The sequence below is a fragment of the Pseudomonas sp. CBS genome (genome assembly GCF_024734645.1).
Classification (GTDB): domain Bacteria; phylum Pseudomonadota; class Gammaproteobacteria; order Pseudomonadales; family Pseudomonadaceae; genus Aquipseudomonas.
Genome location: NZ_CP102929.1, coordinates 4,949,708 through 4,975,271 on the forward strand (window position 1 = coordinate 4,949,708; position 25,564 = coordinate 4,975,271).

At 60.9% G+C, this 25,564-nt stretch carries 23 protein-coding genes; 16 read left to right on the forward strand and 7 right to left on the reverse strand.

Annotation, left to right across the window (positions count from 1 at the left end; translation table 11 throughout):
- Positions 1-7 precede the first annotated feature (7 nt).
- Both parC and NVB75_RS22630 read left to right on the forward strand, forming a co-directional pair.
- Positions 8-2,272 (forward strand): DNA topoisomerase IV subunit A, encoded by a 2,265-nt coding sequence (gene parC / locus NVB75_RS22625; protein WP_258343412.1) that lies wholly within the window; start codon positions 8-10, stop codon positions 2,270-2,272.
- A 177-nt stretch (positions 2,273-2,449) separates the two neighbouring features.
- The gene (locus NVB75_RS22630) at positions 2,450-3,157 is read left to right on the forward strand and encodes a membrane integrity-associated transporter subunit PqiC (RefSeq protein ID WP_026078082.1); all 708 of its coding nucleotides are present in this window, start codon (positions 2,450-2,452) and stop codon (positions 3,155-3,157) included.
- Positions 3,158-3,345: 188 nt separating this feature from the next.
- On the opposite strand, the gene NVB75_RS22635 is transcribed toward NVB75_RS22630, so the two are convergent.
- Positions 3,346-4,878, reverse strand: a complete 1,533-nt coding sequence (locus NVB75_RS22635; RefSeq protein ID WP_258343413.1) for an AhpA/YtjB family protein — start codon at positions 4,876-4,878, stop codon at positions 3,346-3,348.
- Between the two features lie 134 nt (positions 4,879-5,012).
- On the opposite strand from NVB75_RS22635, the gene serB reads away from it, so the two are divergent.
- A complete protein-coding gene (gene serB, locus NVB75_RS22640) occupies positions 5,013-6,227 on the forward strand; it encodes a phosphoserine phosphatase SerB (RefSeq protein WP_003217536.1) in 1,215 nt (404 codons plus the stop codon).
- A gap of 120 nt (positions 6,228-6,347) precedes the next feature.
- Here serB and asd read toward each other — a convergent pair whose 3' ends face one another.
- The 3 genes from asd to NVB75_RS22655 are packed head-to-tail and all read right to left on the reverse strand — an operon-like array spanning position 6,348 to position 9,634.
- A complete protein-coding gene (gene asd / locus NVB75_RS22645) occupies positions 6,348-7,208 on the reverse strand; it encodes an archaetidylserine decarboxylase (protein ID WP_076018069.1) in 861 nt (286 codons plus the stop codon).
- A gap of 16 nt (positions 7,209-7,224) precedes the next feature.
- Complete coding sequence (locus NVB75_RS22650; protein ID WP_102367974.1) at positions 7,225-8,040, reverse strand: rhodanese-like domain-containing protein; 816 nt, start codon at positions 8,038-8,040, stop codon at positions 7,225-7,227.
- A 58-nt stretch (positions 8,041-8,098) separates the two neighbouring features.
- Positions 8,099-9,634 (reverse strand): HDOD domain-containing protein, encoded by a 1,536-nt coding sequence (locus NVB75_RS22655; RefSeq protein ID WP_258343414.1) that lies wholly within the window; start codon positions 9,632-9,634, stop codon positions 8,099-8,101.
- Between the two features lie 166 nt (positions 9,635-9,800).
- On the opposite strand from NVB75_RS22655, the gene motA reads away from it, so the two are divergent.
- Positions 9,801-10,652, forward strand: a complete 852-nt coding sequence (motA, locus tag NVB75_RS22660; protein ID WP_258343415.1) for a flagellar motor stator protein MotA — start codon at positions 9,801-9,803, stop codon at positions 10,650-10,652.
- Between the two features lie 3 nt (positions 10,653-10,655).
- A complete protein-coding gene (gene motB / locus NVB75_RS22665; protein ID WP_258343416.1) occupies positions 10,656-11,678 on the forward strand; it encodes a flagellar motor protein MotB in 1,023 nt (340 codons plus the stop codon).
- A 60-nt stretch (positions 11,679-11,738) separates the two neighbouring features.
- Here motB and NVB75_RS22670 read toward each other — a convergent pair whose 3' ends face one another.
- Together NVB75_RS22670 and rsgA are read right to left on the reverse strand one after the other, a co-directional pair.
- On the reverse strand, positions 11,739-12,134 hold the full coding sequence (locus NVB75_RS22670; RefSeq protein ID WP_258343417.1) for a type II toxin-antitoxin system PemK/MazF family toxin: 396 nt from the start codon (positions 12,132-12,134) through the stop codon (positions 11,739-11,741).
- A gap of 300 nt (positions 12,135-12,434) precedes the next feature.
- Complete coding sequence (rsgA, locus tag NVB75_RS22675) at positions 12,435-13,466, reverse strand: small ribosomal subunit biogenesis GTPase RsgA (RefSeq protein ID WP_258343418.1); 1,032 nt, start codon at positions 13,464-13,466, stop codon at positions 12,435-12,437.
- Between the two features lie 106 nt (positions 13,467-13,572).
- Between rsgA and orn the strand changes: the two genes are divergently transcribed.
- Together orn and NVB75_RS22685 are read left to right on the forward strand one after the other, a co-directional pair.
- Positions 13,573-14,115: an oligoribonuclease gene (gene orn / locus NVB75_RS22680; RefSeq protein ID WP_003217529.1), complete on the forward strand. Its 543-nt coding sequence runs from the start codon at positions 13,573-13,575 to the stop codon at positions 14,113-14,115.
- 206 nt (positions 14,116-14,321) lie between these two features.
- On the forward strand, positions 14,322-14,939 hold the full coding sequence (locus tag NVB75_RS22685) for a trimeric intracellular cation channel family protein (RefSeq protein ID WP_173860422.1): 618 nt from the start codon (positions 14,322-14,324) through the stop codon (positions 14,937-14,939).
- Here the strand turns inward: NVB75_RS22685 and queG are convergent.
- Positions 14,918-16,000: a tRNA epoxyqueuosine(34) reductase QueG gene (gene queG, locus NVB75_RS22690; protein ID WP_258343419.1), complete on the reverse strand. Its 1,083-nt coding sequence runs from the start codon at positions 15,998-16,000 to the stop codon at positions 14,918-14,920. The two genes, NVB75_RS22685 and queG, sit on opposite strands and share 22 nt — an antisense overlap.
- A gap of 62 nt (positions 16,001-16,062) precedes the next feature.
- Here queG and NVB75_RS22695 point away from each other — a divergent pair, with 62 nt between their 5' ends.
- From NVB75_RS22695 to hflC, 9 genes are all read left to right on the forward strand, one after another.
- On the forward strand, positions 16,063-16,923 hold the full coding sequence (locus NVB75_RS22695; RefSeq protein WP_258343420.1) for an NAD(P)H-hydrate dehydratase: 861 nt from the start codon (positions 16,063-16,065) through the stop codon (positions 16,921-16,923).
- Positions 16,911-17,381: a tRNA (adenosine(37)-N6)-threonylcarbamoyltransferase complex ATPase subunit type 1 TsaE gene (tsaE, locus tag NVB75_RS22700; RefSeq protein WP_258343421.1), complete on the forward strand. Its 471-nt coding sequence runs from the start codon at positions 16,911-16,913 to the stop codon at positions 17,379-17,381. The genes NVB75_RS22695 and tsaE overlap by 13 nt, the downstream gene beginning before the upstream one ends.
- 3 nt (positions 17,382-17,384) lie before the next feature.
- Positions 17,385-18,818 (forward strand): N-acetylmuramoyl-L-alanine amidase, encoded by a 1,434-nt coding sequence (locus NVB75_RS22705; RefSeq protein ID WP_202948682.1) that lies wholly within the window; start codon positions 17,385-17,387, stop codon positions 18,816-18,818.
- A gap of 14 nt (positions 18,819-18,832) precedes the next feature.
- Positions 18,833-20,731, forward strand: a complete 1,899-nt coding sequence (gene mutL / locus NVB75_RS22710) for a DNA mismatch repair endonuclease MutL (protein ID WP_258348720.1) — start codon at positions 18,833-18,835, stop codon at positions 20,729-20,731.
- A complete protein-coding gene (miaA, locus tag NVB75_RS22715) occupies positions 20,731-21,702 on the forward strand; it encodes a tRNA (adenosine(37)-N6)-dimethylallyltransferase MiaA (protein WP_258343422.1) in 972 nt (323 codons plus the stop codon). Before mutL ends, miaA begins: the two co-directional genes overlap by 1 nt.
- A gap of 94 nt (positions 21,703-21,796) precedes the next feature.
- A complete protein-coding gene (gene hfq / locus NVB75_RS22720; protein WP_003217515.1) occupies positions 21,797-22,060 on the forward strand; it encodes an RNA chaperone Hfq in 264 nt (87 codons plus the stop codon).
- Between the two features lie 12 nt (positions 22,061-22,072).
- Positions 22,073-23,374: a ribosome rescue GTPase HflX gene (gene hflX / locus NVB75_RS22725; RefSeq protein ID WP_258343423.1), complete on the forward strand. Its 1,302-nt coding sequence runs from the start codon at positions 22,073-22,075 to the stop codon at positions 23,372-23,374.
- Positions 23,375-23,470: 96 nt separating this feature from the next.
- Positions 23,471-24,646 (forward strand): FtsH protease activity modulator HflK, encoded by a 1,176-nt coding sequence (hflK, locus tag NVB75_RS22730; RefSeq protein WP_258343424.1) that lies wholly within the window; start codon positions 23,471-23,473, stop codon positions 24,644-24,646.
- On the forward strand, positions 24,646-25,512 hold the full coding sequence (gene hflC / locus NVB75_RS22735) for a protease modulator HflC (protein WP_017478342.1): 867 nt from the start codon (positions 24,646-24,648) through the stop codon (positions 25,510-25,512). The genes hflK and hflC overlap by 1 nt, the downstream gene beginning before the upstream one ends.
- The last annotated feature ends 52 nt before the right edge of the window (positions 25,513-25,564 follow it).

Genomic DNA, 25,564 nt, shown 5'->3' on the forward strand with positions numbered 1-25,564 from the left:
GGCCCGCATGAGTGACATCCTTGCAGACAGCTTAGACGGCGTTGAACGCCGGTCGCTGGCTGACTTCACCGAAAATGCCTACCTCAACTACTCCATGTACGTGATCATGGACCGTGCCTTGCCGCATATCGGCGACGGCCTGAAGCCCGTACAGCGGCGCATTATCTATGCGATGAGTGAGTTGGGCCTGGACGCTGACTCCAAGCACAAGAAGTCGGCGCGTACCGTCGGTGACGTGCTCGGTAAATTCCACCCCCATGGCGACTCGGCGTGCTACGAGGCCATGGTGCTGATGGCCCAGCCGTTCAGCTACCGCTACACGCTGGTGGATGGCCAGGGTAACTGGGGTGCGCCGGATGATCCCAAGTCCTTCGCCGCCATGCGTTACACCGAAGCGCGCTTGTCGCGGTATTCGGAAGTACTGCTCAGCGAGCTGGGCCAGGGCACGGCCAACTGGGGCCCGAACTTTGACGGCACCCTCGACGAACCGTTGGTGTTGCCGGCACGTTTGCCGAACATCCTGCTCAATGGCACCACCGGCATCGCCGTGGGCATGGCCACTGACGTACCGCCCCACAACCTGCGGGAAGTGGCCAGCGCGTGCGTGCGCCTGCTGGACGAGCCGAAGGCTACGGTCGAGCAGTTGTGCGAGCACATTCAGGGGCCGGACTATCCGACCGAAGCGGAAATCATCACGCCGCGCGCCGATCTGCTGAAAATCTACCAGACCGGTAAAGGCTCGGTGCGCATGCGCGCCGTGTACCACATCGAAGACGGCGACATCATCGTCACCGCGCTGCCGCACCAGGTATCCGGCGCCAAGGTGCTGGAGCAGATTGCCGCGTTGATGCAGGCCAAGCCGTCGAAGCTGCCGCAAGTCGCCGACCTGCGTGACGAGTCCGACCACGAAAACCCGTGCCGCATCGTGATCATCCCGACCAACAGCCGGGTCGACCACGAAGTGCTGATGCAGCATCTGTTCGCCAGCACCGAGCTGGAGTCCAGCTACCGCGTCAACATCAATATCATCGGCCTGGATGGCAAGCCGCAGTTGAAGAACCTGCGGGCATTGCTGGTGGAATGGCTGGAGTTCCGGGTACAGACCGTGCGTCGCCGCCTGAAATTCCGCCTGGACAAGGTCGAACGCCGCCTGCACCTGTTGGACGGTTTGTTGATTGCCTACCTCAACCTGGATGAAGTGATCCACATCATCCGTACTGCCGAGCACCCGAAGGCCGAGCTGATCGCGCGCTTCGAACTCAGCGAGATCCAGGCTGACTACATCCTCGACACCCGTCTGCGCCAGTTGGCGCGGCTGGAAGAGATGAAGCTGCGCGACGAACAGGACGCGCTGCTCAAGGAACAAGCCAAGCTCCAGGCCCTGCTGGGCAGCGAAGCCAAGCTGAAGAAGCTGGTGCGCACCGAGCTGATCAAGGATGCCGAAACCTATGGCGACGATCGCCGTTCGCCGATTGTCGAGCGTGCCGAAGCCAAGGCCCTGACCGAAACCGAGCTGCTGCCCAACGAGAAAATTACCGTCGTTCTGTCGGAAAAGGGTTGGGTTCGCTCGGCCAAGGGGCATGATATTGACGCCACCGGCCTGTCGTACAAGGCTGGTGACGGTTTCAAAACCGCTGCGGCGGGGCGTTCCAACCAGTTTGCGGTGTTTATCGACTCCACCGGTCGCAGTTATTCGGTGCCGGCGCATACGTTGCCGTCGGCGCGGGGGCAGGGCGAACCGTTGACCGGGCGCCTGACACCGCCACCGGGTGCGAATTTTGAATGCGTGCTGCTGCCGGACGATGATTCGCTGTACGTCATCGCCTCCGATGCGGGCTACGGGTTCGTGGTCAAGGGTGAAGACCTGCAGGCCAAGAACAAGGCGGGCAAGGCGTTGTTGAGCCTGCCGAACAACGCCAAGGTGATCCTGCCGCGTCCGGTGGAAGACCGTGAAGGCAATTGGCTTGCATCGGTGACCACCGAGGGGCGCCTGCTGGTGTTCAAGATCAGCGATTTGCCGCAGTTGGGCAAAGGCAAGGGCAACAAGATCATTGGTATCCCCGGGGAGCGGGTGGCCAGTCGCGAAGAGTACGTGACCGACATCGCCGTGATCCCGGAAGGCTCGACCCTGGTGTTGCAGGCCGGCAAGCGCACGTTGTCACTGCGCCCTGACGACCTTGAGCACTACAAGGGTGAGCGGGGTCGTCGCGGCAATAAACTGCCGCGCGGCTTCCAGCGAGTGGACGCTTTACTGGTGGAAACGCCGGTTTAACGCGATATAGAGCGCCCGATCTACGATTTAACCCGTAGATCGACGCTTTCGCGCTGGAGTCATGGCGCATATTCACGGATGATATGGCCTTTCCAGCGCCGGCGTGGCTGAGCGCGTTTAGGTTATTTTTGAGTATTACATTGTGGTTCGCCTTGTGGCAGCCACCTGGATGGGATGATGACTGCTCCGCGCCTTCCTTTATTTTTGTTGCTCGCTGGCGTTTTGGGCCTGGCGGGTTGCAGCACACATCAACCTGTGTCGCTGTATCAGCTGGACAGTGGAAGTCCGGCTCAGCCTGCACAAAGTGCCGGCATGGCCGTATTGCTTGGCCCGGTTGTGGTGGCCGACTACCTGCAACGTGAAACCCTGCTGCAACGTCAGAACGACGGCAGCCTGCAAGGTTCCACCGATGGCCGCTGGGCCGGTAGCCTGTCGTCCGACATCAATCAGTTGATGTTGCGCCAGGTGGCGGGCCATCTGGACAGCCAGCGTGTGGTGTTGGCCCCGGCGCCGTTGGGTTTTGCCCCGGACGTACAGGTGCTGCTGACCATTACGCGGCTGGACTCGGGCGTTTCGCAACCCGCGATCCTCGACGCGCAGTGGCGCTTGATTGACCGCCGTGGCCAGGTGCGGGACAACCGCATCGTGCACTTGCAGGAAGAACACGCCGGCAGCACCGCGTCCCAGGTCCAGGCTCAGGGTGTGTTGCTGCAGCGTTTGGCTGAGCAGCTGTCCGTCGCTCTCAAGCCGCTGGCCAATCAGCCGGCGGTTGCAGAGGCTCCACGCAAACAGGCCCCGGCGCAGCCCAAGGCTGCGGCACCGGAGAAGCCGAAGATGCCGATGGCCGTGCCGATTCGTACGGATATGGAAGTGTTCAGGTTCTGACCTGAATACAGACCAACAAAAAGGCCCGCTGATGAGCGGGCCTTTTTGTTTATGCGGGATCTGAGTCGTTCGCAGATCAAGTGTGGGAGCGGGCTTGCTCGCGAAAGCGGAGTGTCAGTCACCAAATGTGTTTCTGATACACCGCTTTCGCGAGCAAGCCCGCTCCCACAGGGGTTCAGCGTTGTTCTTCAGTTCTTTGCCCGCGTCTCATGCATCCGCGCCAGCTGACGCTCAAGCATCGACGGGTAAGGCTCCATCAGCCGCTCCACACAGCACGCACCCTCAGGGCTGGCAATCGGGCGGATCCGCGCACGCTGGCGAATCAGCACGTCGTCACTGATCTTGCGTTCCACCAGCAGCAGGTTGCGGCTGTGTTGCGACAAGGCCAGGGCGTCCTGGGCAATCTCGGTCAGCAGCAGATCAATCTGGCTCATGCCATACAGATCGTCGCCCACTGTCAGGCCCAATTGCAGCTGCAAGGTGATACCGCTGTCGGCCACTTCGATCTGCAGCGCATGGCCCAGGGCCCGCAGCAGCTCACCGCAGCAGATGGCGTTGGTCAGGTAGTCTTCGCCGCTGTCTTCGCTGTGGAACAGCATCAGCGTGCTGCCATCGTTCAGGGTGTGCAGCTCGCTCTGATACAGCGAGGCCGCCTGGTCGAGACAATCACGATAGCGCTCCAGCAACTCCGTCAGGCGTGCCCGCGGCAAGCGGCGCAGTTGGTCCTGTGCGCCCAACTGCACGGCCAATACGGCGCTGTGCTGGGGCTGGGTGCTGCGCACGGGGGCCGGCTGCGGCACGGTGGTCGTTGGCGCTGAGTTGTCGCGAAGATCGGCGAACGGGTCTTCTTCGTCCAGTTCGTCTTCTTCCGCCTTGATCACATGACGGGCTGCGGGCTTGAGACCGGCCACAGGCGCGGACTCGTCGAAGCTCGGGTCGCGCAGGTTGCGCACCTCAAACTCGGGCTCGTCGTCTTCGTACTCGGTGTCGTCGAACTCAGGCTCGGGTTCAACCTCGGGCACCACGGGCTCCTGCGCGAAGCTGGTGTGCAGCTGGCGGGCGAGGTCGCCGATTTCGTCCTGGCGGTCGGTGGCCGGGGTGTGCTCGTCGATATCCCGCAGCCAGATGCGCAGTTGCATCAGTGGCGTGGAGATATGCCGGCCCAGGCGCAAGCTCAAGGCCAGGGACAGTGCCAGCAGGATCGCACTCAAGATACCCATGCTTTGCAGACTGATGGTCATCGGCTGCTGGAACTGTTGCATGTCCAGGCTGATGCGCAGTTGGCCAGCCTTCACGTCCTGAAACGTGATATTGCTCTGGTATAGACCTTCGGCTTCACCCAGCAGGCCGTTTTTCGGGCGTTGCCCGGCTTCGGCCATGATCCGGTTGTCCACACTATAGATAGCGGCGTGGGCCACCAGCGGGTTCTTGGTCAGGTTGTTGAGCAGCACGTTGAGGCTGAGGATGTCGTTGGACACCAACAACTCAGTCGCCGAGGTGGCGGTCTGGGTGGTCAGGCTCTCGCCCAGGGCGTCGGCTTGCTCATGCATGGCCTGCTTGAACTGCAAACCCATCACGCAGGCGTAGATGACCAGGGCCAGGGCGACCAGGATCACGTTATGGCTGGCAATGCGTAATGCGATCGGTACACGGCGGTGGCGCAGTGCCCGGAAGATCAGCAGGAAGAAGTTGTCGGTTTTTACTGGCGTGGGCCGGTTCACTTAAGCTCGGCTCTTTAGTCCGTGAAGTTGACGCGCAGTATAGCGACAGGCCCAAGACCGGCAAAGCGCTGGCTGTGCCCGATGGTCACTGAAAGTGGGTAGAATGCGGTTTTTTTCCAGCTCGGGGGTGCGCTTTGCGCGAAATTGTCCTGATTAACATCACCGGTGAAGACCGTCCGGGTCTCACCGCAGCCATTACCGGTGTTCTGGCCCAGGGTGGTGTGAACATTCTCGACATCGGCCAGGCGGTGATTCACGACACGCTGTCGTTCGGCATCCTGGTGGAAATTCCCAGCACCGAGCAGGCCTCGTCCGTGCTCAAGGACATCCTGTTTACGGCGTATAAGCTCGATCAGCAGGTGCGTTTCACCCCGGTGTCCGAAGAGGATTACCAGAGCTGGGTGGCCGGCCAGGGCAAGAAACGCCACATCGTGACGCTGTTGACCCGCAAGGTGACAGCCGAGCAACTGCAGCGTGTCAGTTCGATCACGGCTCAGTACGGTTTGAATATCGACCATATTGACCGTCTGTCGGGTCGCATGCCATTGGACACACCAGCGGACAAGGGCAAGGGCTGCATTGAGTTCTCCGTACGCGGTGAGCCGGCAGATCCTCAGGCCCTGCGTGCCGAATTCCTGAGCGTTGCCCAGGAGCTGAACGTCGATATCGCCTTCCAGGAAGACTCGCTGTTCCGCCGCAATCGCCGCCTGGCGGTGTTCGACATGGATTCGACGCTGATCGAAGCCGAAGTCATCGACGAATTGGCCAAGGCTGCGGGTGTGGGCGAGCAAGTCTCGGAAATCACCGAGCGCGCCATGGCCGGTGAGCTGGATTTCCGTGCCAGCTTCAAGGAGCGCCTGGCGCTGCTCAAGGGCCTGGATGTGAGCGTGCTGGACTCCATCGGTGCCTCCCTGCGCCTGACCGAAGGCGCCGAAACCCTGTTCGCCGAACTCAAGCGCCTGGGCTACAAGACCGCGATCCTTTCTGGCGGCTTCACCTACTTCGCCAAGCAACTGCAAGCCAAGCTGGGTATCGACTACGTGTTCGCCAACGAGCTGGAAGTGGTGGACGGCAAGGTGACGGGCGTGGCGGTAGAGCCGATTGTCGACGCGCAGCGTAAGGCTGACCTGCTGCGGGAATTGGCACACAAGGAAGGGTTGCGTCTGGAGCAGACCATTGCGGTCGGCGACGGGGCGAATGACTTGCCGATGCTGGCGATTGCCGGGTTGGGTGTGGCGTTTCGTGCCAAGCCGCTGGTCAAGCAATCGGCCAAGCAGGCGATTTCGACTTTGGGGCTGGATGGGGTGTTGTACCTGTTGGGCTTCCGCGACCGCGACGGTCAGCTCTGAAGATCGTTCCCACGCTCTGCGTGGGAACGCCGCCCTGGACGCTCCGCGTCCGATTTTGAGGTTGAGACGCGGAGCGTCCCGGGATGCATTCCCACGCAGAGCGTGGGAATGATCGCTAGGTCAGGCTTTCGGTAAACCCATGCCCTGGCCCATCTGCACCGGCGTCCCCGCGCGCATTTCTGCCGACCATGTCACCTGGTCCGGCCCAAACAGCACGATCGCCGTCGAACCCAGCTTGAAGCGTCCCAGTTCCGCGCCTTTTTCCAGATGGATCGGCCCGCGGGCAGCTTCGTCGTAGCGGAAGGTTTTCAGTTCGCGCTTCGGCGGTGTAACCAGGCCGGCCCATACGGTTTCAATCGACGCCACGATCATTGCACCCACCAGTACCACGGCCATCGGGCCACGTTCGGTGTCGAAAATGCAGGCAACACGCTCGTTACGTGCAAACAACTCCGGCACGTTTTCGGCGGTGGTCTGGTTTACCGAGAAGATGCGGCCAGGGATGTAGACCATTTCCCGCAGGGTGCCGGCCAGTGGCATGTGCACCCGGTGGTAGTCCTTCGGCGACAGGTAGACCGTGGCGAAATCACCGCCCATGAATGGCGCAGCCACCGCCGAATCGCCACCGAGCAATTCCAGCACGCTGAAGCTGTGGCCCTTGGCCTGGAACACCCGGCCATGTTCAATCGGGCCCAACTGGCTGACAGCGCCGTCGGCCGGGCTCAGCACCGCGCCTGGAGTTTGATCCAGCGGCCGTGCACCGTCTTTCAGGGCGCGGGTGAAGAAGGCGTTGAAGTGCTCGTAAGCGGTCACGTCTTCAACCAGGGCCTGGGACATGTCCACTTGATAGCGCTTGGCGAACCAGGTGGTGAACGCATTCTTGAACCAGCGTACGCGGCATTCGGCAATGCAACCGGCCAGACGCGACAGCAGGTGGTGGGGCAGCAAGTACTGGCTGAGGATGAACAACTGCTTTTTCATTAACTGTCCTTAAACCTTAAATCTCAACGGGGGTGTCGGGGTGGTTGCCCCATTCGCCCCAGGAACCGGCATAACCTTTGACTCGCGGATAACCGAGCGCCTTGGCCACCAGGTAGGTGAAGCCAGAACGGTGGTGAGTCTGGCAGTGGGTGATGATTTCTTTGTCGCGGGTCAGCCCGAGGTCTTCGAGGATCTGCGGCATGTCGCGGCGGATGCGCAGTTGGCGCGCCTTGTCCATGCCGGCGGTCCATTCGAAGTTCACCGCGCCCGGGATATGTCCACCCTTGGCCGCGAGGACTTTCTCCCCGGAGTATTCCAGCGGGCCGCGGGCATCCCAGATGCCCAGGTCGGCAGCGCCGAGGCGGCTTTGCAGGTACTCGCGGGTGGCGGTGGGTTCTTCATGCAACGTCAGGCTGACCGGGCCGCCGGCGCTGGCCGGTACCTCGGTGGACACTGGGTGTTTTTCTTCCAGCCACGCCAGCAGGCCGCCGTCGAGGTAGTGGTATTTCTTGTGGCCGATGACGTCGAGCATCCAGATGAATCGCCCGGCCCAGCCGCCGCCTTCGTCGTCGTACACCACGTAAGTGGCATCCGGAGTGTGGCCCAGTTCGCCGAACAGCTTTTCCAGATCAGCCTTGCCCGGCAGCAGGCCCGGCGCTGGTGGCTGGCCCAGTTGGGTGCGCTTGGGGTCGACAAAGCGTGCGCCGGGGATATGCCCTTCGGCGTAACGCGCGGCGCTGGTGAGGTCCACCAGGATCAGGTGTTCGGCATCAAGGCGACCGAGCAGGTCACTGGCCTCGATAACCAGCGGCAAGCCAGAGAAGTCAGGCATGTGAGGTCTCCTGGGCATAAAAGTTGGGCGCTAAAGGAGGGCGATTGTAGCGCAAGCTTCAGGCGCTGCGGTTGGTAAAGCTGTGCAGGGCCTTTTCGATGCATTGGGCGGTTTTGCCGAAGGCTTGCACGGTGGTTTCCGAGAACGGCCCGCCGCCCTGGTCGGCCACCATCAGCATCACCACCCGGCCATTACAACTCAGAGAGCGCAGCAGCAGATGCTCGCCCTTGAACAGGCGGCGCAGTTGCGCAGGCAGGAGTGCCGAGAACTGAGCATGGTTGTCGGGGTTGAGGCGCACCTGAGCGGACTTGGCCAGCAGGCGTTGCAGCAGGGTGCTTTGTGTCGCGTCGAGGCTCATGTGGTCGGCGTCTTTGGGCAGGCCGTCGACTTGATGCACGCGCAAGGTGCTCAGGGTTTTGTCCGCCATCAGCAGCATCACCCGTTGCATGCCGCAGGCCACCAGGGCTTCCTTGGCGCAGGTGGTCAGGTGCATGGCGTTGGCAAAGCGGTTCGGCTCTACCAGCAATTCGGTGCAGCGCTTGCGCCAGATTGCCAGGGATTCGGCGGTGGGCGGTGGTGCCGGCAGCAACCCGTGGTGAACGCGCTGTACATCCCAGGGCCAGAGCAACGACAACGCCGGGTGCCACAGGTCGCGCATGAGGGTGTTGCGGGCACTGATCGCTGCGTGTTGGTGAGACTGTTGTTGCACCTCGGCCAGCGGTTGTTGCAGGTAAAGCGCGGTCAGGTATTGCCAGCGTTGGGTGTGCGGGCAGGTCCACGACTCCTGCGCCGCCAGCGCCAGGCCGTTGGCCAACAGCACGGTATTCGCCGGCTGATTCAGCCAGCGGCGCAGGTTTGGGTCGGCATCCAGCAACTGCTGTTGACGCAAGGGGTCGTCTGCGCGGGCGATGCGCAGCGCCTTGGCCAGCAAACGCTTTTCCTTCAGCAGTAACGTATAACCCTGGGACACCCAGATCGGCAGGCGCCAGGCCTCGGTCAATCCCAGGCACAGGTCCAGCAGGCGCACACCGAACAGTTCCTGTTCGACTATGCGGGCCGATTCACCCTTATGGATCACTCGCAGTTCCCATGCTTCCAGCAGCTTGGGGTAGGCAATCGCCATCGGCCACAGCGGCGAAAGAAACAGCAGGCTGCCCCAGTGGATGTCCTGCCACAATCGCGCCAGGCGGCTGGCGAAGAGCCCGCTGGCTTGTTGCGAGGCGTGCTGGCTGATCATCTGCAACTGGCGCAGGGCCACGGGGATTTCATTCAGTGGCACTGAAGGCAAACGCGACAGCAGTTCCTCGGTGCGTTTGAGGCCGAGGCGATTGATCGCCACTTCGAGGTTTTCTGCCGGTTCCGCGAGGCTGCCGTGGGCCTGGTTATTCGCCTCGCGCATCACGCTGAGCACCAGTGCCGGGCTGTTCTGCATCAGATCCGCAATATCGCGCAACGAACTGCGGTTATCGGCGATGGCCTTGCAGACACGGTCGTGGCTTGCCTGTGGAACAGGCAAGAGCACATCGTCCAGACGCTTTATCCAAGCGGCCAGTGTCGTGGGTTTTTGAGTTGGGACTGTCGTTTCATTTGCCATGATTGGGGCGCGATCATCACTTGCGGTCAACACGCCCGGGACGGGCCGAACTGGTTTTTCGCCATAACGAGCTATAGTCTGGCGCAGATTTGCCGATAAGTAGAACAAGAGTTTTCAACTCTGGCGAATATGACCCTGAACCCGACGGCGCAAGTACTCATCCCCTATGGCTAAAATTATCGGCATCATCGTCGTCATCGCGAGCGTGCTCGGCGGATACGTCCTTTCCCACGGCAAGATTGCGGCGCTGATCCAGCCCTTCGAAGTGCTGATTATCGGCGGTGCGGCGTTCGGTGCATTCCTGCAAGCCAACCCTGGCTACATGACCATGCACGTGATCAAGAAGTCGCTGGGCATGTTCAGCTCGCGCTTCTCCCACACCTTCTACCTGGAAGTGCTGGGGCTGATCTACGAGATCCTCAACAAGAGCCGCCGCGAAGGCATGATGGCCATTGAAGGTGATATCGAGGACGCTTCGGCGAGCCCGATTTTCGCCAAGTACCCGGCGGTGCTCAAAGACGAGCGCATGACTGCCTACATCTGTGATTACCTGCGCATCATGTCGTCTGGCAACATGGCGCCCCATGAGCTGGAAGGCTTGTTCGACATGGAGCTGTTCAGCCTCAAGGAAGAGCTGGAGCACCCGTCCCACGCCGTGACCGGTATCGCTGACGGCATGCCCGGTTTCGGTATTGTTGCGGCGGTTCTCGGGATCGTAGTGACCATGGCCTCCCTCGGCGAAGGCGATCAGGCTGCCATCGGCATGCACGTAGGTGCGGCGCTGGTAGGTACCTTCTTCGGTATTCTCGCGGCCTACGGTTTCTTCGGCCCGCTGGCCACGTCCCTGGCCCACGATGCCAAGGAAGAAGTAAATCTGTACGAAGCCATCAAGGCGTGCCTGGTGGCATCGGCTTCCGGCATGCCGCCATCGCTGGCGGTGGAGTTCGGGCGCAAGGTGCTGTATCCGAAGCACCGTCCAAGCTTCGCTGAGCTGGAACAAGCGGTTCGCGGTCGCTAAGCCATGGAAAACAACCAGCCGATCATCATCAAGCGCGTCAAGCGCTTCGCTGCGGGGCACCATGGCGGCGCCTGGAAAATCGCCTTCGCCGACTTTGCGACGGCGATGATGGCGTTCTTCCTGGTGCTGTGGCTGATGTCCACCGCTACGCCGGAACAGAAGATCGCCATCGCCGGGTACTTCAAGGACCCCATCGGTTTCTCCGAGAGCGGCACGCCTTTTGTGATCGACCTCGGTGGTTCGCCGCAACTGGCGCCAGAGCGCACCATCAATCCTGAGGTCAAGACCGATTCGCCCCAGGAAAAAATTCCGATCGAGCGCGATACCGTTGAGAGCATGGCCGAACAGGTCGAGCAGGAGCGCCTGGAATTGCTGCTGCAAGAGCTGCAGACCAAGGTTGAGGAAAACCCGCAACTGCTGAAGTTCAAGGACCAGATTTCCTTCGAGATCACGCCCGATGGCTTGCGCATCCAGATCACGGACGCCGCCAACCGGCCGATGTTCGACTCTGGCAGCGCGCGGTTGAAGCCGTACTTTGAAGACATCCTGCTGGCCATGGCCGACACCATCAAGGCGGTGCCGAACAAGATCAGCATCAGTGGCCACACCGACGCCAAGCCGTATGCAGGGCAGGGCGACTTCGGCAACTGGGAGCTCTCGGCCAACCGGGCCAATGCCGCCCGTCGTGCACTGGTCGCTGGCAGCTATCCGGACCCGCAAGTGGCGCGGGTGGTGGGGTTTGCTTCCTCGCAGCTGTTTGATCCCAAGGATCCGTTCAACCCGATCAACCGACGCATCGATATCGTCGTGCTGACCAAAAAGGCCCAGCGGGCGATTGAAGGTGACCCGCCTGCGACGCCACCGGCGCCGACCCAGGGTGAAGGCGCGCCGGGCGAAGTGCCGGCAGACCCGAACGCACTGCCGCCCGAGCAGGAGCCGCTGCCAGCCCATGAGCTGCGGCAGAAGCTGAACCTGTTTGACGATGGCGGTGTGAAGGATCCGACTCAGCCTGCGACGGGTTCATGAGTGTTGTTTCGACCATTAAAAAATGCCCCTAACTCTCGGGGCATTTTTTTGATCGATGTATCAGATCGGGAGATAAGCTTTCACGCCGTCAATCACGCCTCGCATATCCTCTGCGCCCAGACGCGGTACAAAATACTCTCGCCCTGTAGTCCTGGTCTTTCTGTGCAGCTTGTCCAGTCGCTCGAAACTGACGGTGTAGATCATGCCGCATTTCACCCATAGCGCTTTATAGCCATCGGTGTGCAGTGGATTGATCCGCAACAAATGGTGCCAGTCGTACTGAATGTCGGGAGCAGTGGAGGAGGTCGGGACCACTGTGCACAGTTTGCGCTTGTGTGTGGCAGTAGGCGATATGACGACGACTTTGCGGATCTTCAGCATTTCAGGAGCCACAAAGCCCCGTGTGAAGTCGCATAGAAGAACATCGCCTTGTTTAGGATGGTAGTAGAGAGGCAATCGTCGATTCCCCGGAAAAAGCAAAGCCGCCCGAAGGCGGCTTCATTCGACACGCAGTGGAGCTTGCTTCGCCCCTTCTGCGCCGCTGGATCAACCCCGAAAAGGATCCAGACTCCTGCCAGCTTGCGCTGGTGACGGAGCGAGTATGAGCACTGGGAAAATCGAGTTCAAGCTGGCTTGCATCATGGGCCGCCCAGTTGCAGCGGATTCTTGATGGCTGACTTGATTTAATCAATGGGGACGGGGGCTCCGTGCCATGCTTTATGTGTTTCAAGGCATGGCACGGCACCGATTCGCAGCTTAGTAAGTGGTCTCAGGCAAGCTGGCGATGATCGAGCGATAGCTGTTCATTCGCTGCTGCTGTACGCGGCCGTCTTCCAGGGCCTTGAGCAGGGCGCAACCCGGCTCGCGGTCATGTTTGCAGTCGCGGAAGCGGCAGGTGCCGATCAGGTCGTTGAACTCGATAAAGCCCGCTTCAACATCGGCACGGCTCACATGGCCCAGGCCGAATTCACGAATGCCTGGGGAGTCGATCAGTTCACCGCCGCCCGGGAAGTGGAACAATCGCGCGGTGGTGGTGGTGTGGGTGCCCTGGCCGGACAGCTCCGACAATGGACCCACACGGGTTTCGACTTCCGGCAACAGGCTGTTGACCAGGGACGACTTGCCCACACCCGACTGGCCGACGAACACGCTGATGCGTCCATCCAGCTCGGTCTGCAATTGTTCCATGCCATTGCCGTGATGCGCCGAGACTTCCAGCACCGGGTAGCCGAGGGTGCGGTACACCGCCAGCAGCGCGTTGAGCGCCGGGGCGTTCTGCTCGTCGATCAGGTCGAATTTGTTCAGCAGCAACAGCGGGCGAATGCCGGCGTGTTCGGCCGCTACCAGGTAGCGGTCGATCAGGTTGGCATGGGGCTCGGGCAGTGGCGCGAAGACAATGACGATCATGTCGACGTTGGCCGCTACCGGCTTGAGCTGGCCACGGCTGTCGGGGCGACGCAGTTCGGTGGTACGCGGCAGCTGGGCGACGATGACGCCGATGCCCTGGTTACCGGCACGCCATACCACCTTGTCGCCGGTCACCAGCGCAGGCAGGTTGGCGCGCAGGTGGCAACGGAACACCTGGCCGGCGTGATCGCCTTCGGTGGCCTCGACTTCGACCTGCACACCGAAGTGCGCGATCACCAGGCCCGTTTGCTCGGGGCCCAGGTCGCCGCCCTCAAGTGCTTCCACGGCGGAGGATTCACGTTTGGCGGCGCGGGCAGCGCGTTCACCCTGAATCTTTTCGATGCGCCAGTTTTGGCGACGGTTAAGCTGGCGTTTGGCCATTGGTGTTCCGTGTCGATAATGCAAAGGTTAGGTAAAACGGTCGCGAGTCTAGCACGCCCTGCCTGCTAAACTGCGCAGCTACGCCAAGGTGCCAAGGAACCACGACATGCAAAACCCACAGAACCTGATTTGGATCGATCTGGAAATGACCGGTCTGAACCCTGACACCGACGTCATCATCGAGATGGCGACCATTGTCACCGACAGCAACCTCAACACCTTGGCCGAAGGTCCGGTGATTGCCATTCACCACAGCGATGCGGTGTTGGCCACCATGGACGAGTGGAACACCCGCACCCACGGCAACTCGGGCCTGACCCAGCGTGTGCGCGACAGCCGCGTGAGCATGGCCGAGGCTGAAGCGGAAACCATCGCCTTCCTGGAAAAGTGGGTACCCAAGGGCAAGTCGCCGATCTGCGGCAACAGCATTTGCCAGGACCGCCGCTTTCTTTATACCCACATGAAGGCGCTGGAAAGCTACTTCCACTACCGCAACCTGGACGTGTCGACCTTGAAGGAGCTGGCCGCGCGCTGGGCGCCGGAAGTCAAAGACAGCTTCCACAAGGGCAGCACCCACCTGGCACTGGACGATATTCGTGAGTCGATTGCCGAGCTGCAGCATTACCGCAAGCATTTCATCAAGTTCTGACTTGAGTCGTGGTGAAGAGCTGTTGTGGCGAGGGAGCTTGCTCCCGCTGGGCTGCGAAGCGGCCCTGAAAAAATGGGACTGCTGCGCAGTCCAACGGGAGCAAGCTCCCTCGCCACATTAGCAACAGCTTTAAGCTGTTGAGGGCTCGCCCCCTTTTGGTGCCATCACCAAATGATTAGACTGCGCGCCTCTTTGCAAGGATCGCCATCATGCTGCTGATGCTCTACCTCGTCGCCATTACCGCCGAAGCCATGACGGGCGCCTTGTCTGCCGGGCGGCGGGGCATGGACTGGTTCGGTGTGGTGCTGATCGCCTGTGTGACGGCGCTGGGCGGCGGTTCGGTGCGTGACGTGTTGCTCGGCCACTACCCGCTGACCTGGGTCAAACACCCGGAATACCTGGTGCTGACCTCCATCGCGGCTCTGGTGACAATCTTCATCGCCCCACTGATGCGCCATCTGCGCTCGCTGTTCCTCGCGCTGGACGCCGTCGGTCTGGTGGCCTTTACCCTGATCGGTTGCATGACTGCCCTGGAAATGGGCCACGGCATGCTGGTGGCGTCGGTCAGCGGGGTGATCACCGGGGTATTCGGCGGCATCCTGCGGGATATCTTCTGCAACGACATCCCGCTGATCTTCCGCCGCGAGCTGTACGCCAGCGTGTCGTTCCTGGCCGCCTGGTTCTACATGCTGTGCATCTATCTGGAACTGCCCAGCGAGCAATCAATCCTGCTGACGCTGTTCAGCGGCTTTCTATTGCGCCTGTTGGCGATCCGCTTCCATTGGGAAATGCCCAAGTTCGTCTACAACGACGACGTACACTGACGCTCGGCGTGCTGGTTCAGCGCCCATTCCACATGTTCGCGCACCAGTTCCGACGGATATTCCCTTCGCGCCTTCAACGCTTCCAGCACCGGAATGCTTGATGGCGCATTCCCCAGGCCCACCGCCAGATTACGCAGCCAGCGCTCATAGCCGGCGCGGCGCAGGGGCGAGCCTTCGGTGCTGCTGAGGAATTTGTCTTCGTCCCACATGAACAATTCGGCCAGCTCTGCGTTATCCAGATTGTGCCGTGGCTTGAAATCACCTTCGTCGGTAGGCCGGGCGAAACGATTCCACGGGCAAACGATCTGACAGTCATCGCAACCGAATACCCGGTTGCCGATCAGTGGGCGCAAGTCTTCGGGGATCGCGCTTTTCAGCTCGATGGTCAGGTAGGAAATGCAGCGTCGGGCGTCCAGCACGTAGGGGCCGACGAAGGCGTTGGTCGGGCAGATGTCCAGGCAGGCGGTGCAACGGCCACAGTGTTCGGTGGTGTGCGGTGGGTCGACCGGCAATGGCAGGTCGACAAACAACTCGCTGAGGAAGAAGTAGCTGCCCGCCTTGCGATTGAGTACCAAGGTGTTTTTGCCGATCCAGCCCAGCCCGGCTTGTTCGGCGATGGCTTTTTCCAGCACGGGGGCGCTGTCGACAAACGCGCGGAAGCCGAACGGGCCGATCTGCGCTTGAATCCGGTCGGCCAGTTGCTGCACGCGCTTGCGGATCAGCTTGTGGTAGTCGCGGCCGAGGGCATAACGGGAGATGTAGGCTTTTTCGGGTTTGGCCAGCAATTGGGCCATTTGAGTGTCGCCGGGCAGGTAGTCCATGCGCAAGGAGACCACGCGCAAGGTGCCGGGCACCAGTTCTTCCGGGTGTGAGCGCTTGCTGCCGTGGGCGCCCATGTAGTCCATTTCACCGTGGTAGCCGGCCTCGAGCCAGCGTTGCAGGTGCTGCTCATGCTCGGCGAGGTCCAGGCCGCTGATGCCCACTTGTTGAAAGCCCAGCTCGCGGCCCCAGTCTTTGATCGATTGGGCGAGGGCGGGCAGGTCGTAGGTAATAGCAGGCATGAACAAGAGAAACCGCAGGTTAGATGCGTATAATTCTGCCAGACATCGGAGCTTGAAGACGCATGCCGCAGACAAAACACGAAATACCCGACGTTCAGCACCTGTTGCCCGGCCAATTGCCGCAACTCGCTGCGCGTTCCCCGGACGCCCATAAAGGCCAGTTCGGCCATATATTGTTGATCGGCGGCGACCGTGGTTTTGGCGGCGCCGCCTTGCTCAGTGCCGAAAGTGCCCTGCGCAGCGGCGCCGGCATGGTTTCCCTGGCGACCCGCAGTGAGCATGTTGCAGCGGCGCTGGCGCGGTTGCCGGAAGTCATGACGGTGGGCGTGCACTCGGCCAATCAGTTGATGGGCTTGCTGGAAAAGATTTCTGTGATCGTCATCGGCCCGGGCCTGGGCGAAGCCTCTTGGGGCAAAAGCCTGCTGTCGGTCGCGGCCAACGCCAGGCAGCCGCAAGTCTGGGATGCTGACGCCTTGAACCTGCTGGCGACGGGCAGCGTCAGTTTGCCGGCCAATTGTGTGATCACTCCACATCCTGGCGAAGCGGCCCGCTTGATGGGCATTTCGACAGCCGAGGTTCAGGCCGACCGCCTTAACGTAGCGCGCGCGTTGAGTCAGAAATTCAATGCAGTGGCGATCCTCAAGGGCGCAGGCAGCTTGATCGCCAGCCCGGACGGCCGCATTGCCCGCTGCGATCAGGGCCATCCGGCGATGGCGACGGCCGGCCTGGGCGATGTGTTGGCTGGCCTGGTCGGTGCTTTGTTGGCTCAAGGCATGTCTGCATTTGATGCCGCCTGCCTGGCGGTCTGGCTGCATGCCACTGCCGGAGATCGCCAGGGCACCTACGGTCGCGGGCTGGCCGCCAGTGACCTGATTCCTGCCATTCGTCAGTTGCTGGAGGAGCAATCGCCGTGTCTGAAGTAGTCCTTTTCCTGTCCGATGAAGATGCCATGGTCGCGCTGGGCAACCGTATTGCCCAGGTGACGAAAGGCTCGGGCTTGATCTTTCTGGAAGGCGATTTGGGCGCCGGGAAAACCACCTTGTCCCGAGGCATCATTCGCGGGTTGGGGCATCAAGGTGCTGTGAAAAGCCCTACGTTCACTTTGGTAGAACCGTACGAAATTGGCGAGGTACGAGCGTTTCACTTCGACCTGTATCGCCTGGTGGATCCCGAAGAGCTGGAATACATGGGCATCCGCGATTACTTCGATGAAGACGCGTTATGCCTGATCGAGTGGCCGGATAAAGGCACAGGCTTTTTGCCAAAGCCGGACCTGACCATTACCATTACCCCGCATAAGCACGGACGTCAGCTGAAGTTGTTGTCCCAGAGCGCGCGCGGCGAGTCGTGGTGCGCCGCTTTGGCATTGGAATTCAAATAATTGATGGGGTTAGGTATGCGCTTTCGCGCGTTGGTTACTGTCGTAGGGGTGTTGCTTGCGGCAATGACTTTCAATGCACTGGCGGCCTCACAGGTGAAAAGTGTTCGCCTGTGGCGGGCACCGGATAACACGCGACTGGTATTCGACCTGTCTGGCCCGGTTCAGCACAGCGTCTTCACCCTCACGGCGCCCGATCGCCTGGTGATTGATATCAACGGTGCGACCCTGGCCGCGCCGTTGAAAGTCGCCATGGCCAATACCCCGATTACCGCGATGCGCTCGGCCCAACGTACGCCGACCGATCTGCGGGTGGTCATCGACCTGAAAAAAGCCGTGACCCCGAAAAGCTTCGTGCTGGCGCCCAACGCGCAGTATGGCAACCGGCTGGTGGTCGACCTGTTCGACAACGCCGCCGATGCCGCGCCGCCGCCTGCGCCAACTCCAAGCGTCGCGACGATACCGGCGGTGCCGGTCAACCAGTCGCAACCCCAGGTCAAATTGCCGCCGTTGCCACCGGCTCCTGCGGGCAAGCGTGACATTATTGTGGTTATCGATGCAGGTCACGGCGGCGAAGACCCGGGAGCCTCCGGTTCGCGCGGCCAGCATGAAAAAGACGTGGTACTGGCCATCGCTCGCGAACTGCAGCGCCAGATCAATGGCATGAAAGGCTATCGCGCCGAGCTGACCCGTACCGGCGACTACTTTATTCCGCTGCGTGGCCGTACCGAAATCGCCCGCAAGAAGGGCGCCGACCTGTTCGTCTCGATCCACGCCGACGCCGCCCCTTCGGCGGCTGCGTTTGGTGCTTCGGTGTTTGCCCTGTCGGATCGGGGTGCAACTTCCGAGACCGCTCGCTGGCTGGCGGACAGTGAAAACCGTTCCGACTTGATCGGCGGGGCCGGCAACGTGTCCCTCGACGACAAGGACAAAATGCTCGCTGGCGTATTGCTCGACCTGTCGATGACCGCCTCGCTGACCTCCAGCCTGAACGTCGGGCAGAAAGTCCTGAGCAACATTGGTCGCGTCACCTCGCTGCACAAACAGCGCGTGGAACAGGCCGGGTTCATGGTGCTCAAGTCGCCGGATATTCCGTCGATCCTGGTGGAGACCGGATTTATCTCGAACTCCAACGAAGCCTCGAAACTGGCCTCGGCCAGCCATCAGCAGGCGTTGGCGCGCTCCATCAGCGCCGGTGTTCGGCAGTTCTTCCAGCAGAACCCGCCGCCGGGCACTTATATAGCCTGGCTGCGTGACTCCGGGAAAATCGCCCAGGGCCCGCGTGACCATCGCGTGCAGCCGGGCGACACCCTGGCGATGCTGGCGGTGCGCTTCCAGGTGTCTGCGGCAACCTTGCGCAGTGCCAATAACCTGAAGACCGATGAATTGAAGGTCGGCCAGGTGTTGACCATCCCGGGCACTGAACTGGCGGCGCAATAATGAGCGAAACAGTCTTGAGCAACACCTCGCGCATTGAGCTGCTAAGCCCGCGCCTCGCCAACCAGATCGCGGCGGGCGAGGTGGTCGAGCGGCCAGCGTCGGTGATCAAGGAATTGCTGGAAAACAGCATCGACTCCGGCGCCAAGCGCATCGACGTCGACGTTGAGCAGGGCGGCGTCAAGCTGCTGCGGGTACGCGACGACGGCAGCGGGATTTCCTCCGATGACCTGCCGCTGGCCCTGGCCCGTCACGCCACCAGCAAGATTCGCGACCTGGAAGACCTTGAGCGGGTGATGAGCCTTGGGTTTCGTGGTGAGGCCCTGGCTTCCATCAGCTCCGTGGCTCGCCTGACCCTGACGTCCCGCACCCGCGACGCCGATCAGGCCTGGCAGGTTGAAACCGAAGGCCGCGACATGGCGCCCCGGGTCCAGCCGGCGGCACATCCGGTGGGCACCTCGGTGGAAGTGCGCGACCTGTTCTTCAACACCCCGGCCCGGCGCAAATTCCTCAAGGCCGAAAAAACCGAATTCGATCACCTGCAGGAAGTCATCAAGCGCCTGGCCCTGGCCCGGTTTGATGTGGCTTTCCACCTGCGCCACAACGGCAAGACCATCCTCAGCCTGCATGAGGCCCATGATGATGCGGCCCGTGCCCGGCGCGTCTCGGCTATCTGCGGCGCGGGGTTCCTGGAGCAGGCGCTGCCGATCGAGATCGAGCGCAATGGCCTGCGCCTGTGGGGTTGGGTCGGGTTGCCGACCTTCTCCCGCAGCCAGGCAGACTTGCAGTACTTCTTTGTGAACGGCCGGGCGGTGCGCGACAAACTGGTGGCCCACGCGGTGCGCCAGGCGTATCGCGACGTGCTGTTCAATGGGCGGCATCCGACGTTTGTGCTGTTTTTCGAGGTCGACCCGTCGGTGGTGGACGTTAACGTGCACCCGACCAAGCACGAAGTGCGCTTCCGTGACGGCCGTATGGTTCACGATTTTCTCTATGGCACCTTGCACCGCGCCTTGGGCGATGTGCGCCCGGATGATCAACTGGCGGCGCCGATTGTCACGGCCATCGTCCGTCCTACGGGGCCGGAAGCCGGTGAGTTCGGGCCTCAGGGCGAAATGAGCCTGGCGGCCAACTTGTTGCAATCGCCGCAAGCCCAGCCGAGCTATACCGCGCCTGGCTCAGGTTCTGGCGCCGGCTATCAATACCAATACACGCCGCGCCCGCAATCAGCGTTGCCGGTGGCCGAAGCCCAGGCAGCCTATCGCGAGTTTTTCGCGCCGCTGCCCGGAGCCGACTCAGGGGCGGCCGCCTTGCCGGAAGGCCAGGGCGATGTGCCGCCGCTGGGTTACGCACTGGCTCAGCTCAAGGGCATCTACATCCTTGCGGAAAACGCCCATGGCCTGGTGCTGGTTGACATGCACGCTGCTCACGAGCGGATCATGTACGAGCGTTTGAAGATCGCCATGGCCAGCGAAGGCCTTAGTGGCCAGCCGCTGCTGGTGCCGGAATCCCTGGCGGTCAGCCAGCGCGAGGCCGATTGTGCCGAAGAGCACATCAGCGTGTTCCAGAAACTGGGCTTTGAGCTGCAACGCCTGGGCCCGGAAACCCTGGCTATCCGCCAGATCCCGGCTTTGCTCAAGCAGGCCGAGGCCAACCGGCTGGTGGCCGACGTACTGGCGGACCTGATGGAGTACGGCACCAGTGACCGCATCCAGGCCCACATCAATGAACTGCTCGGCACCATGGCCTGCCACGGCGCCATCCGCGCCAACCGCCGGCTGGCTTTGCCGGAAATGAACGGTTTGCTGCGGGACATGGAAAACACCGAGCGCAGCGGCCAATGCAACCATGGCCGACCGACCTGGACCCAGATGGGCCTGGACGACCTCGACAAACTGTTCTTGCGCGGTCGTTGATGAGTGCCTTGCCCCCCGCAATCTTCCTGATGGGCCCGACGGCCGCCGGCAAGACCGACCTGGCCATCGAGCTGACCAAGGTTTTGCCGTGCGAACTGATCAGTGTCGACTCTGCACTGGTTTACCGGGACATGGACATCGGCACTGCCAAACCTTCAAAAGAGCTGCTGGCCCAGTATCCGCATCGGTTGATCGACATCATCGATCCCAGCGAGAGCTATTCGGCGGCGGATTTTCGTACCGATGCCCTGGCAGCCATGGCCGATATCACCGCGCGGGGCAAGATTCCGCTGTTGGTAGGCGGCACGATGCTCTACTACAAGGCGTTGCAGGAAGGGCTGGCTGATATGCCGCCAGCTGATCCACAGGTGCGCGCCGAACTTGAAGAAGAGGCTGCGCGCCTTGGCTGGCAAGCCCTGCACGACCAGTTGGCGGCTGTGGATCCGGTTTCGGCCGCGCGGATTCATCCCAATGACCCCCAGCGGCTGACGCGGGCGTTGGAAGTCTGGCGGGTCAGTGGCCAGACCATGACTGAACACAGGCTGAAACAAACTGCGCAAAGTGCTGAAGCAGGCGCTTCGGGACACTCACAATTACCCTATACTGTGGCGAATCTGGCCATCGCTCCGACGGATCGCCAGGTGCTGCATGAACGAATTGCACAAAGATTCACAATTATGTTGGAACAGGGGTTTGTGGAGGAGGTCGTAGCACTGCGTTCAAGAGGTGATCTGCATCCGGGGTTGCCTTCGATACGTGCTGTAGGCTACCGCCAAGTCTGGGATCATCTGGATGGCAAGCTGACGTCAGCCGAAATGCAGGAGCGCGGCATCATTGCCACGCGCCAATTGGCAAAGCGCCAGTTCACATGGCTACGCAGCTGGACTGATTTACACTGGCTGGACAGTCTGGATTGCGACAATCTGTCACGCGCCTTGAAATACTTGGGAACGGTCTCCATATTGAGCTGAGTCCTTGCAATTGCCGTCTATCCTTGGGGGTGTGACGGCCATAAGCTATCTATTTTCCGATTTTTTATTATTGATCCTTAAAGGAGTGCGGCACATGTCAAAAGGGCATTCGCTACAAGACCCTTACTTGAATACTTTACGTAAAGAGAAAGTGGGGGTTTCCATCTATCTGGTCAACGGTATCAAGCTGCAAGGTACGATCGAGTCGTTCGACCAGTTCGTGATCCTGCTGAAAAACACCGTAAGCCAGATGGTTTACAAACACGCTATCTCGACCGTAGTGCCGGTTCGTCCGATTCGTCTGCCTAGCGCAACCGAAGAACAGGGTGACGCCGAGCCTGCACCGGGTAACGCCTGATAGGAGTCTCCTTTGTTCTTTGAGCGCCACGGTGGTGGTGAGCGAGTAATCCTCGTTCACTTGGATGGACAGGACCCTGAGGCGCGCGAAGATCCGCAGGAGTTTCAGGAGTTGGCAAATTCGGCCGGCGCCGAGACCGTCGCGTTTTTTAACGTGCCGCGTCATCGGCCAACCGCCAAATTCCTGATTGGCAGCGGCAAGGTCGAGGAACTGCGCGACCTGGTCCATGCCGAAAAGGCCGATCTGGTGATTTTCAATCACATCCTCACGCCCAGTCAGGAACGTAACCTCGAACGAGTCTTCGAGTGTCGCGTGATCGACCGCACGGGTCTGATTCTCGATATTTTCGCTCAACGCGCCCGTACCCATGAAGGCAAGCTCCAGGTAGAACTGGCCCAGCTTGACCACATGAGCACCCGGCTGGTTCGTGGCTGGACTCACCTTGAGCGTCAGGGTGGCGGTATCGGCATGCGTGGCCCGGGTGAAACCCAGCTGGAAACCGACCGGCGTCTGCTGCGGGTGCGCCTGCGACAGATCAAGGGCCGCCTGGAGAAGGTGCGCAGCCAGCGCGAACAATCGCGACGTGGCCGTATGCGTGCGGATATCCCTACCGTTTCCCTGGTGGGCTATACCAACGCTGGCAAATCCACGCTCTTCAACAACGTGACGAAATCGGACGTATACGCGGCCGACCAACTGTTCGCGACCCTCGACCCGACCTTGCGCCGTCTGGAACTGGACGACCTGGGGCCGATTGTCCTGGCCGATACCGTGGGTTTCATTCGTCACTTGCCCCACAAGCTGGTCGAGGCATTTCGGTCTACGCTCGAAGAGTCGAGCAATTCCGACCTGCTGCTGCACGTGATCGATGCGGCTGAACCGGATCGCATGTTGCAGATTGAACAGGTCATGGTGGTACTGGGCGAGATTGGTGCCCAGGACTTGCCGATACTCGAGGTCTATAACAAACTCGATTTGCTTGAAGGCGTTGAGCCACAAATCCAGCGCGACGAAAACGGCAAGCCCCAGCGGGTCTGGCTGTCGGCGCGTGATGGCAGTGGTCTGGAATTGCTTGAACAAGCCATTGCCGAGTTGTTGGGCAGCGATTTGTTTGTTGGCACCTTGCGCTTGCCTCAGCGTTTTGCTCGACTGCGTGCACAGTTTTTTGAGCTGGGCGCGGTACAGAAAGAAGAACACGACGAAGAAGGTGTCAGCTTGCTGGCCGTTCGATTGCCGCGCACGGAGCTGAATCGGCTGGTCAGTCGGGAAGGTGTTGTGCCGGCGGAGTTCATCGAACAACACACTTTGCAATAAAAGCCTGAGAAAGCGGTTGTGCCGCTGTGACAGGCATTCTGTAGCATTGGTCGGCGCGCCGTGGGTGCGTCTTTGCTTTATCAGATGGAGAGCGCTATGGCTTGGAATGAGCCGGGTGGCAACTCGAATAATCAGGATCCTTGGGGTGGTAAACGCCGCAATAATGGCGACCGCAAGGGGCCACCAGATCTCGACGAGGCCTTCCGAAAGCTGCAGGAAAGCCTGAATGGGTTGTTCGGTGGTGGAAAAAAACGTGGTGGTGACGAAGGCGGTCGTACGAGCAAGGGCGGTGGTTACGGCCTGCTCGGCATCGGCCTCGTTGTGCTGGCGGCCGTCTGGCTGTACAGCGCCGTCTATGTGGTGGACGAGCAGGAGCAAGCCGTGGTGCTGCGCTTCGGCAAGTACTACGAGACCGTCGGCCCCGGCCTGAACATCTACTTCCCGCCGATCGACAAGAAGTACATGGAAAACGTCACGCGTGAGCGTGCCTACACCAAGCAGGGCCAGATGCTGACTGAAGACGAGAACATCGTCGAAGTGCCGCTGACCGTGCAGTACAAGATCAGCAACCTGCAGGACTTCGTGCTGAACGTCGATCAGCCGGAAATCAGCCTGCAACAAGCGACCGAAAGTGCCCTGCGCCACGTGGTGGGTTCCACCGCAATGGATCAGGTGTTGACCGAAGGTCGTGAATTGATGGCCAGCGAGATCAAGGAGCGCCTGCAACGGTTCCTCGATACCTATCGCACCGGTATCACCGTAACCCAGGTCAACATACAGAGCGCAGCCGCACCGCGTGAAGTACAGGAAGCCTTCGATGACGTGATCCGTGCCCGTGAAGACGAGCAGCGTTCGCGCAACCAGGCTGAAACCTACGCCAACGGCGTCGTGCCGGAAGCCCGTGGTCAGGCCCAGCGTATCCTTGAAGATGCCAACGGTTACCGCGACGAAGTGGTCTCCCGTGCCAAGGGTGAGGCAGATCGCTTCACCAAGCTGGTGGCCGAGTACCGCAAGGCACCGGAAGTCACCCGTGAGCGTCTGTACCTGGACACCATGCAGGAAGTCTTCAGCAACACCAGCAAGGTTCTCGTGACCGGCAGCAAGGGCGGGCAGAACAATCTGCTGTACCTGCCGCTGGACAAGATGATCGAAGGTGGTCGTAGCAGCACCAGCGCACCGGCCTCCGGTTCGACTGCCGCTGCCAACGAAGCGAGCGCCCGTGCGGCCGCTGACTTGCTGCAACAGCAAACACGTACCAGGGAGAGTCGTTGATGAGCAATAAATCGCTGACCGCCCTGATTGTGGGCGTCGTCGTGGTCATCGCTGCCTGGAACTGCTTCTATATCGTGTCTCAGACCGAGCGCGCGGTGTTGCTGCAATTCGGTCGCGTGGTCCAGGCAGATGTCCAGCCGGGCCTGCATGTGAAAGTCCCCTACGTCAACCAGGTGCGCAAGTTCGACGGCCGCCTGATGACCCTGGATGCACCGACACAGCGCTTCCTGACCCTGGAAAAGAAAGCCGTGATGGTTGACGCCTACGCCAAGTGGCGCGTCAAGGATGCCGAGCGTTTCTATACCGCGACCTCCGGCCTCAAGCAGATTGCCGACGAGCGTTTGTCGCGCCGTCTGGAATCGGGCCTGCGTGACCAGTTTGGTAAGCGCACCCTGCACGAGGTGGTATCCGGTGAACGTGATGCGCTGATGGCTGACATCACGCGTTCGTTGAACACGATGGCGGAAAAAGAACTGGGCATCGAAGTGATCGATGTTCGGGTCAAGGCTATCGACCTTCCGAAGGAAGTGAACCGCAGCGTGTTCGAGCGTATGAGCACCGAGCGTGAGCGCGAGGCTCGTGAGCACCGCGCCAAGGGTAACGAACTGGCAGAAGGGATCCGTGCGGATGCCGACCGTCAGCGTCGCGTACTGTTGGCAGAAGCCTATCGCGAGTCTGAAGAGGCCCGTGGTGATGGTGATGCTCAAGCCGCTTCGATCTACGCCAAGGCCTACGGCCAGGATCAGGAGTTCTACGCGTTCTACCGTAGCCTGCGTGCCTACCGTGAAAGCTTCGCGAACAAAACCGACGTCATGGTGCTGGACCCAAGTAGCGATTTCTTCCGCTACCTGGAAAAGTCCAAGTAACCCGCATGTAGTCTGAGAGTCACTCCGTCGGGCGGCTAAAATGCCGGGCGGG

Coding starts and splice junctions, on each gene's coding strand:
- miaA (WP_258343422.1), top strand. CDS start 20,731: ATGAGTGCCTTGCCCCCCGCAATCTTCCTGATGGGCCCGACGGCCGCC.
- hfq (WP_003217515.1), top strand. CDS start 21,797: ATGTCAAAAGGGCATTCGCTACAAGACCCTTACTTGAATACTTTACGT.
- parC (WP_258343412.1), top strand. CDS start 8: ATGAGTGACATCCTTGCAGACAGCTTAGACGGCGTTGAACGCCGGTCG.
- asd (WP_076018069.1), bottom strand. CDS start 7,208: ATGAAAAAGCAGTTGTTCATCCTCAGCCAGTACTTGCTGCCCCACCAC.
- NVB75_RS22630 (WP_026078082.1), top strand. CDS start 2,450: ATGACTGCTCCGCGCCTTCCTTTATTTTTGTTGCTCGCTGGCGTTTTG.
- NVB75_RS22695 (WP_258343420.1), top strand. CDS start 16,063: ATGCCGCAGACAAAACACGAAATACCCGACGTTCAGCACCTGTTGCCC.
- motB (WP_258343416.1), top strand. CDS start 10,656: ATGGAAAACAACCAGCCGATCATCATCAAGCGCGTCAAGCGCTTCGCT.
- motA (WP_258343415.1), top strand. CDS start 9,801: ATGGCTAAAATTATCGGCATCATCGTCGTCATCGCGAGCGTGCTCGGC.
- hflC (WP_017478342.1), top strand. CDS start 24,646: ATGAGCAATAAATCGCTGACCGCCCTGATTGTGGGCGTCGTCGTGGTC.
- queG (WP_258343419.1), bottom strand. CDS start 16,000: ATGCCTGCTATTACCTACGACCTGCCCGCCCTCGCCCAATCGATCAAA.
- orn (WP_003217529.1), top strand. CDS start 13,573: ATGCAAAACCCACAGAACCTGATTTGGATCGATCTGGAAATGACCGGT.
- NVB75_RS22705 (WP_202948682.1), top strand. CDS start 17,385: ATGGGGTTAGGTATGCGCTTTCGCGCGTTGGTTACTGTCGTAGGGGTG.
- NVB75_RS22650 (WP_102367974.1), bottom strand. CDS start 8,040: ATGCCTGACTTCTCTGGCTTGCCGCTGGTTATCGAGGCCAGTGACCTG.
- hflK (WP_258343424.1), top strand. CDS start 23,471: ATGGCTTGGAATGAGCCGGGTGGCAACTCGAATAATCAGGATCCTTGG.
- NVB75_RS22655 (WP_258343414.1), bottom strand. CDS start 9,634: ATGGCAAATGAAACGACAGTCCCAACTCAAAAACCCACGACACTGGCC.
- rsgA (WP_258343418.1), bottom strand. CDS start 13,466: ATGGCCAAACGCCAGCTTAACCGTCGCCAAAACTGGCGCATCGAAAAG.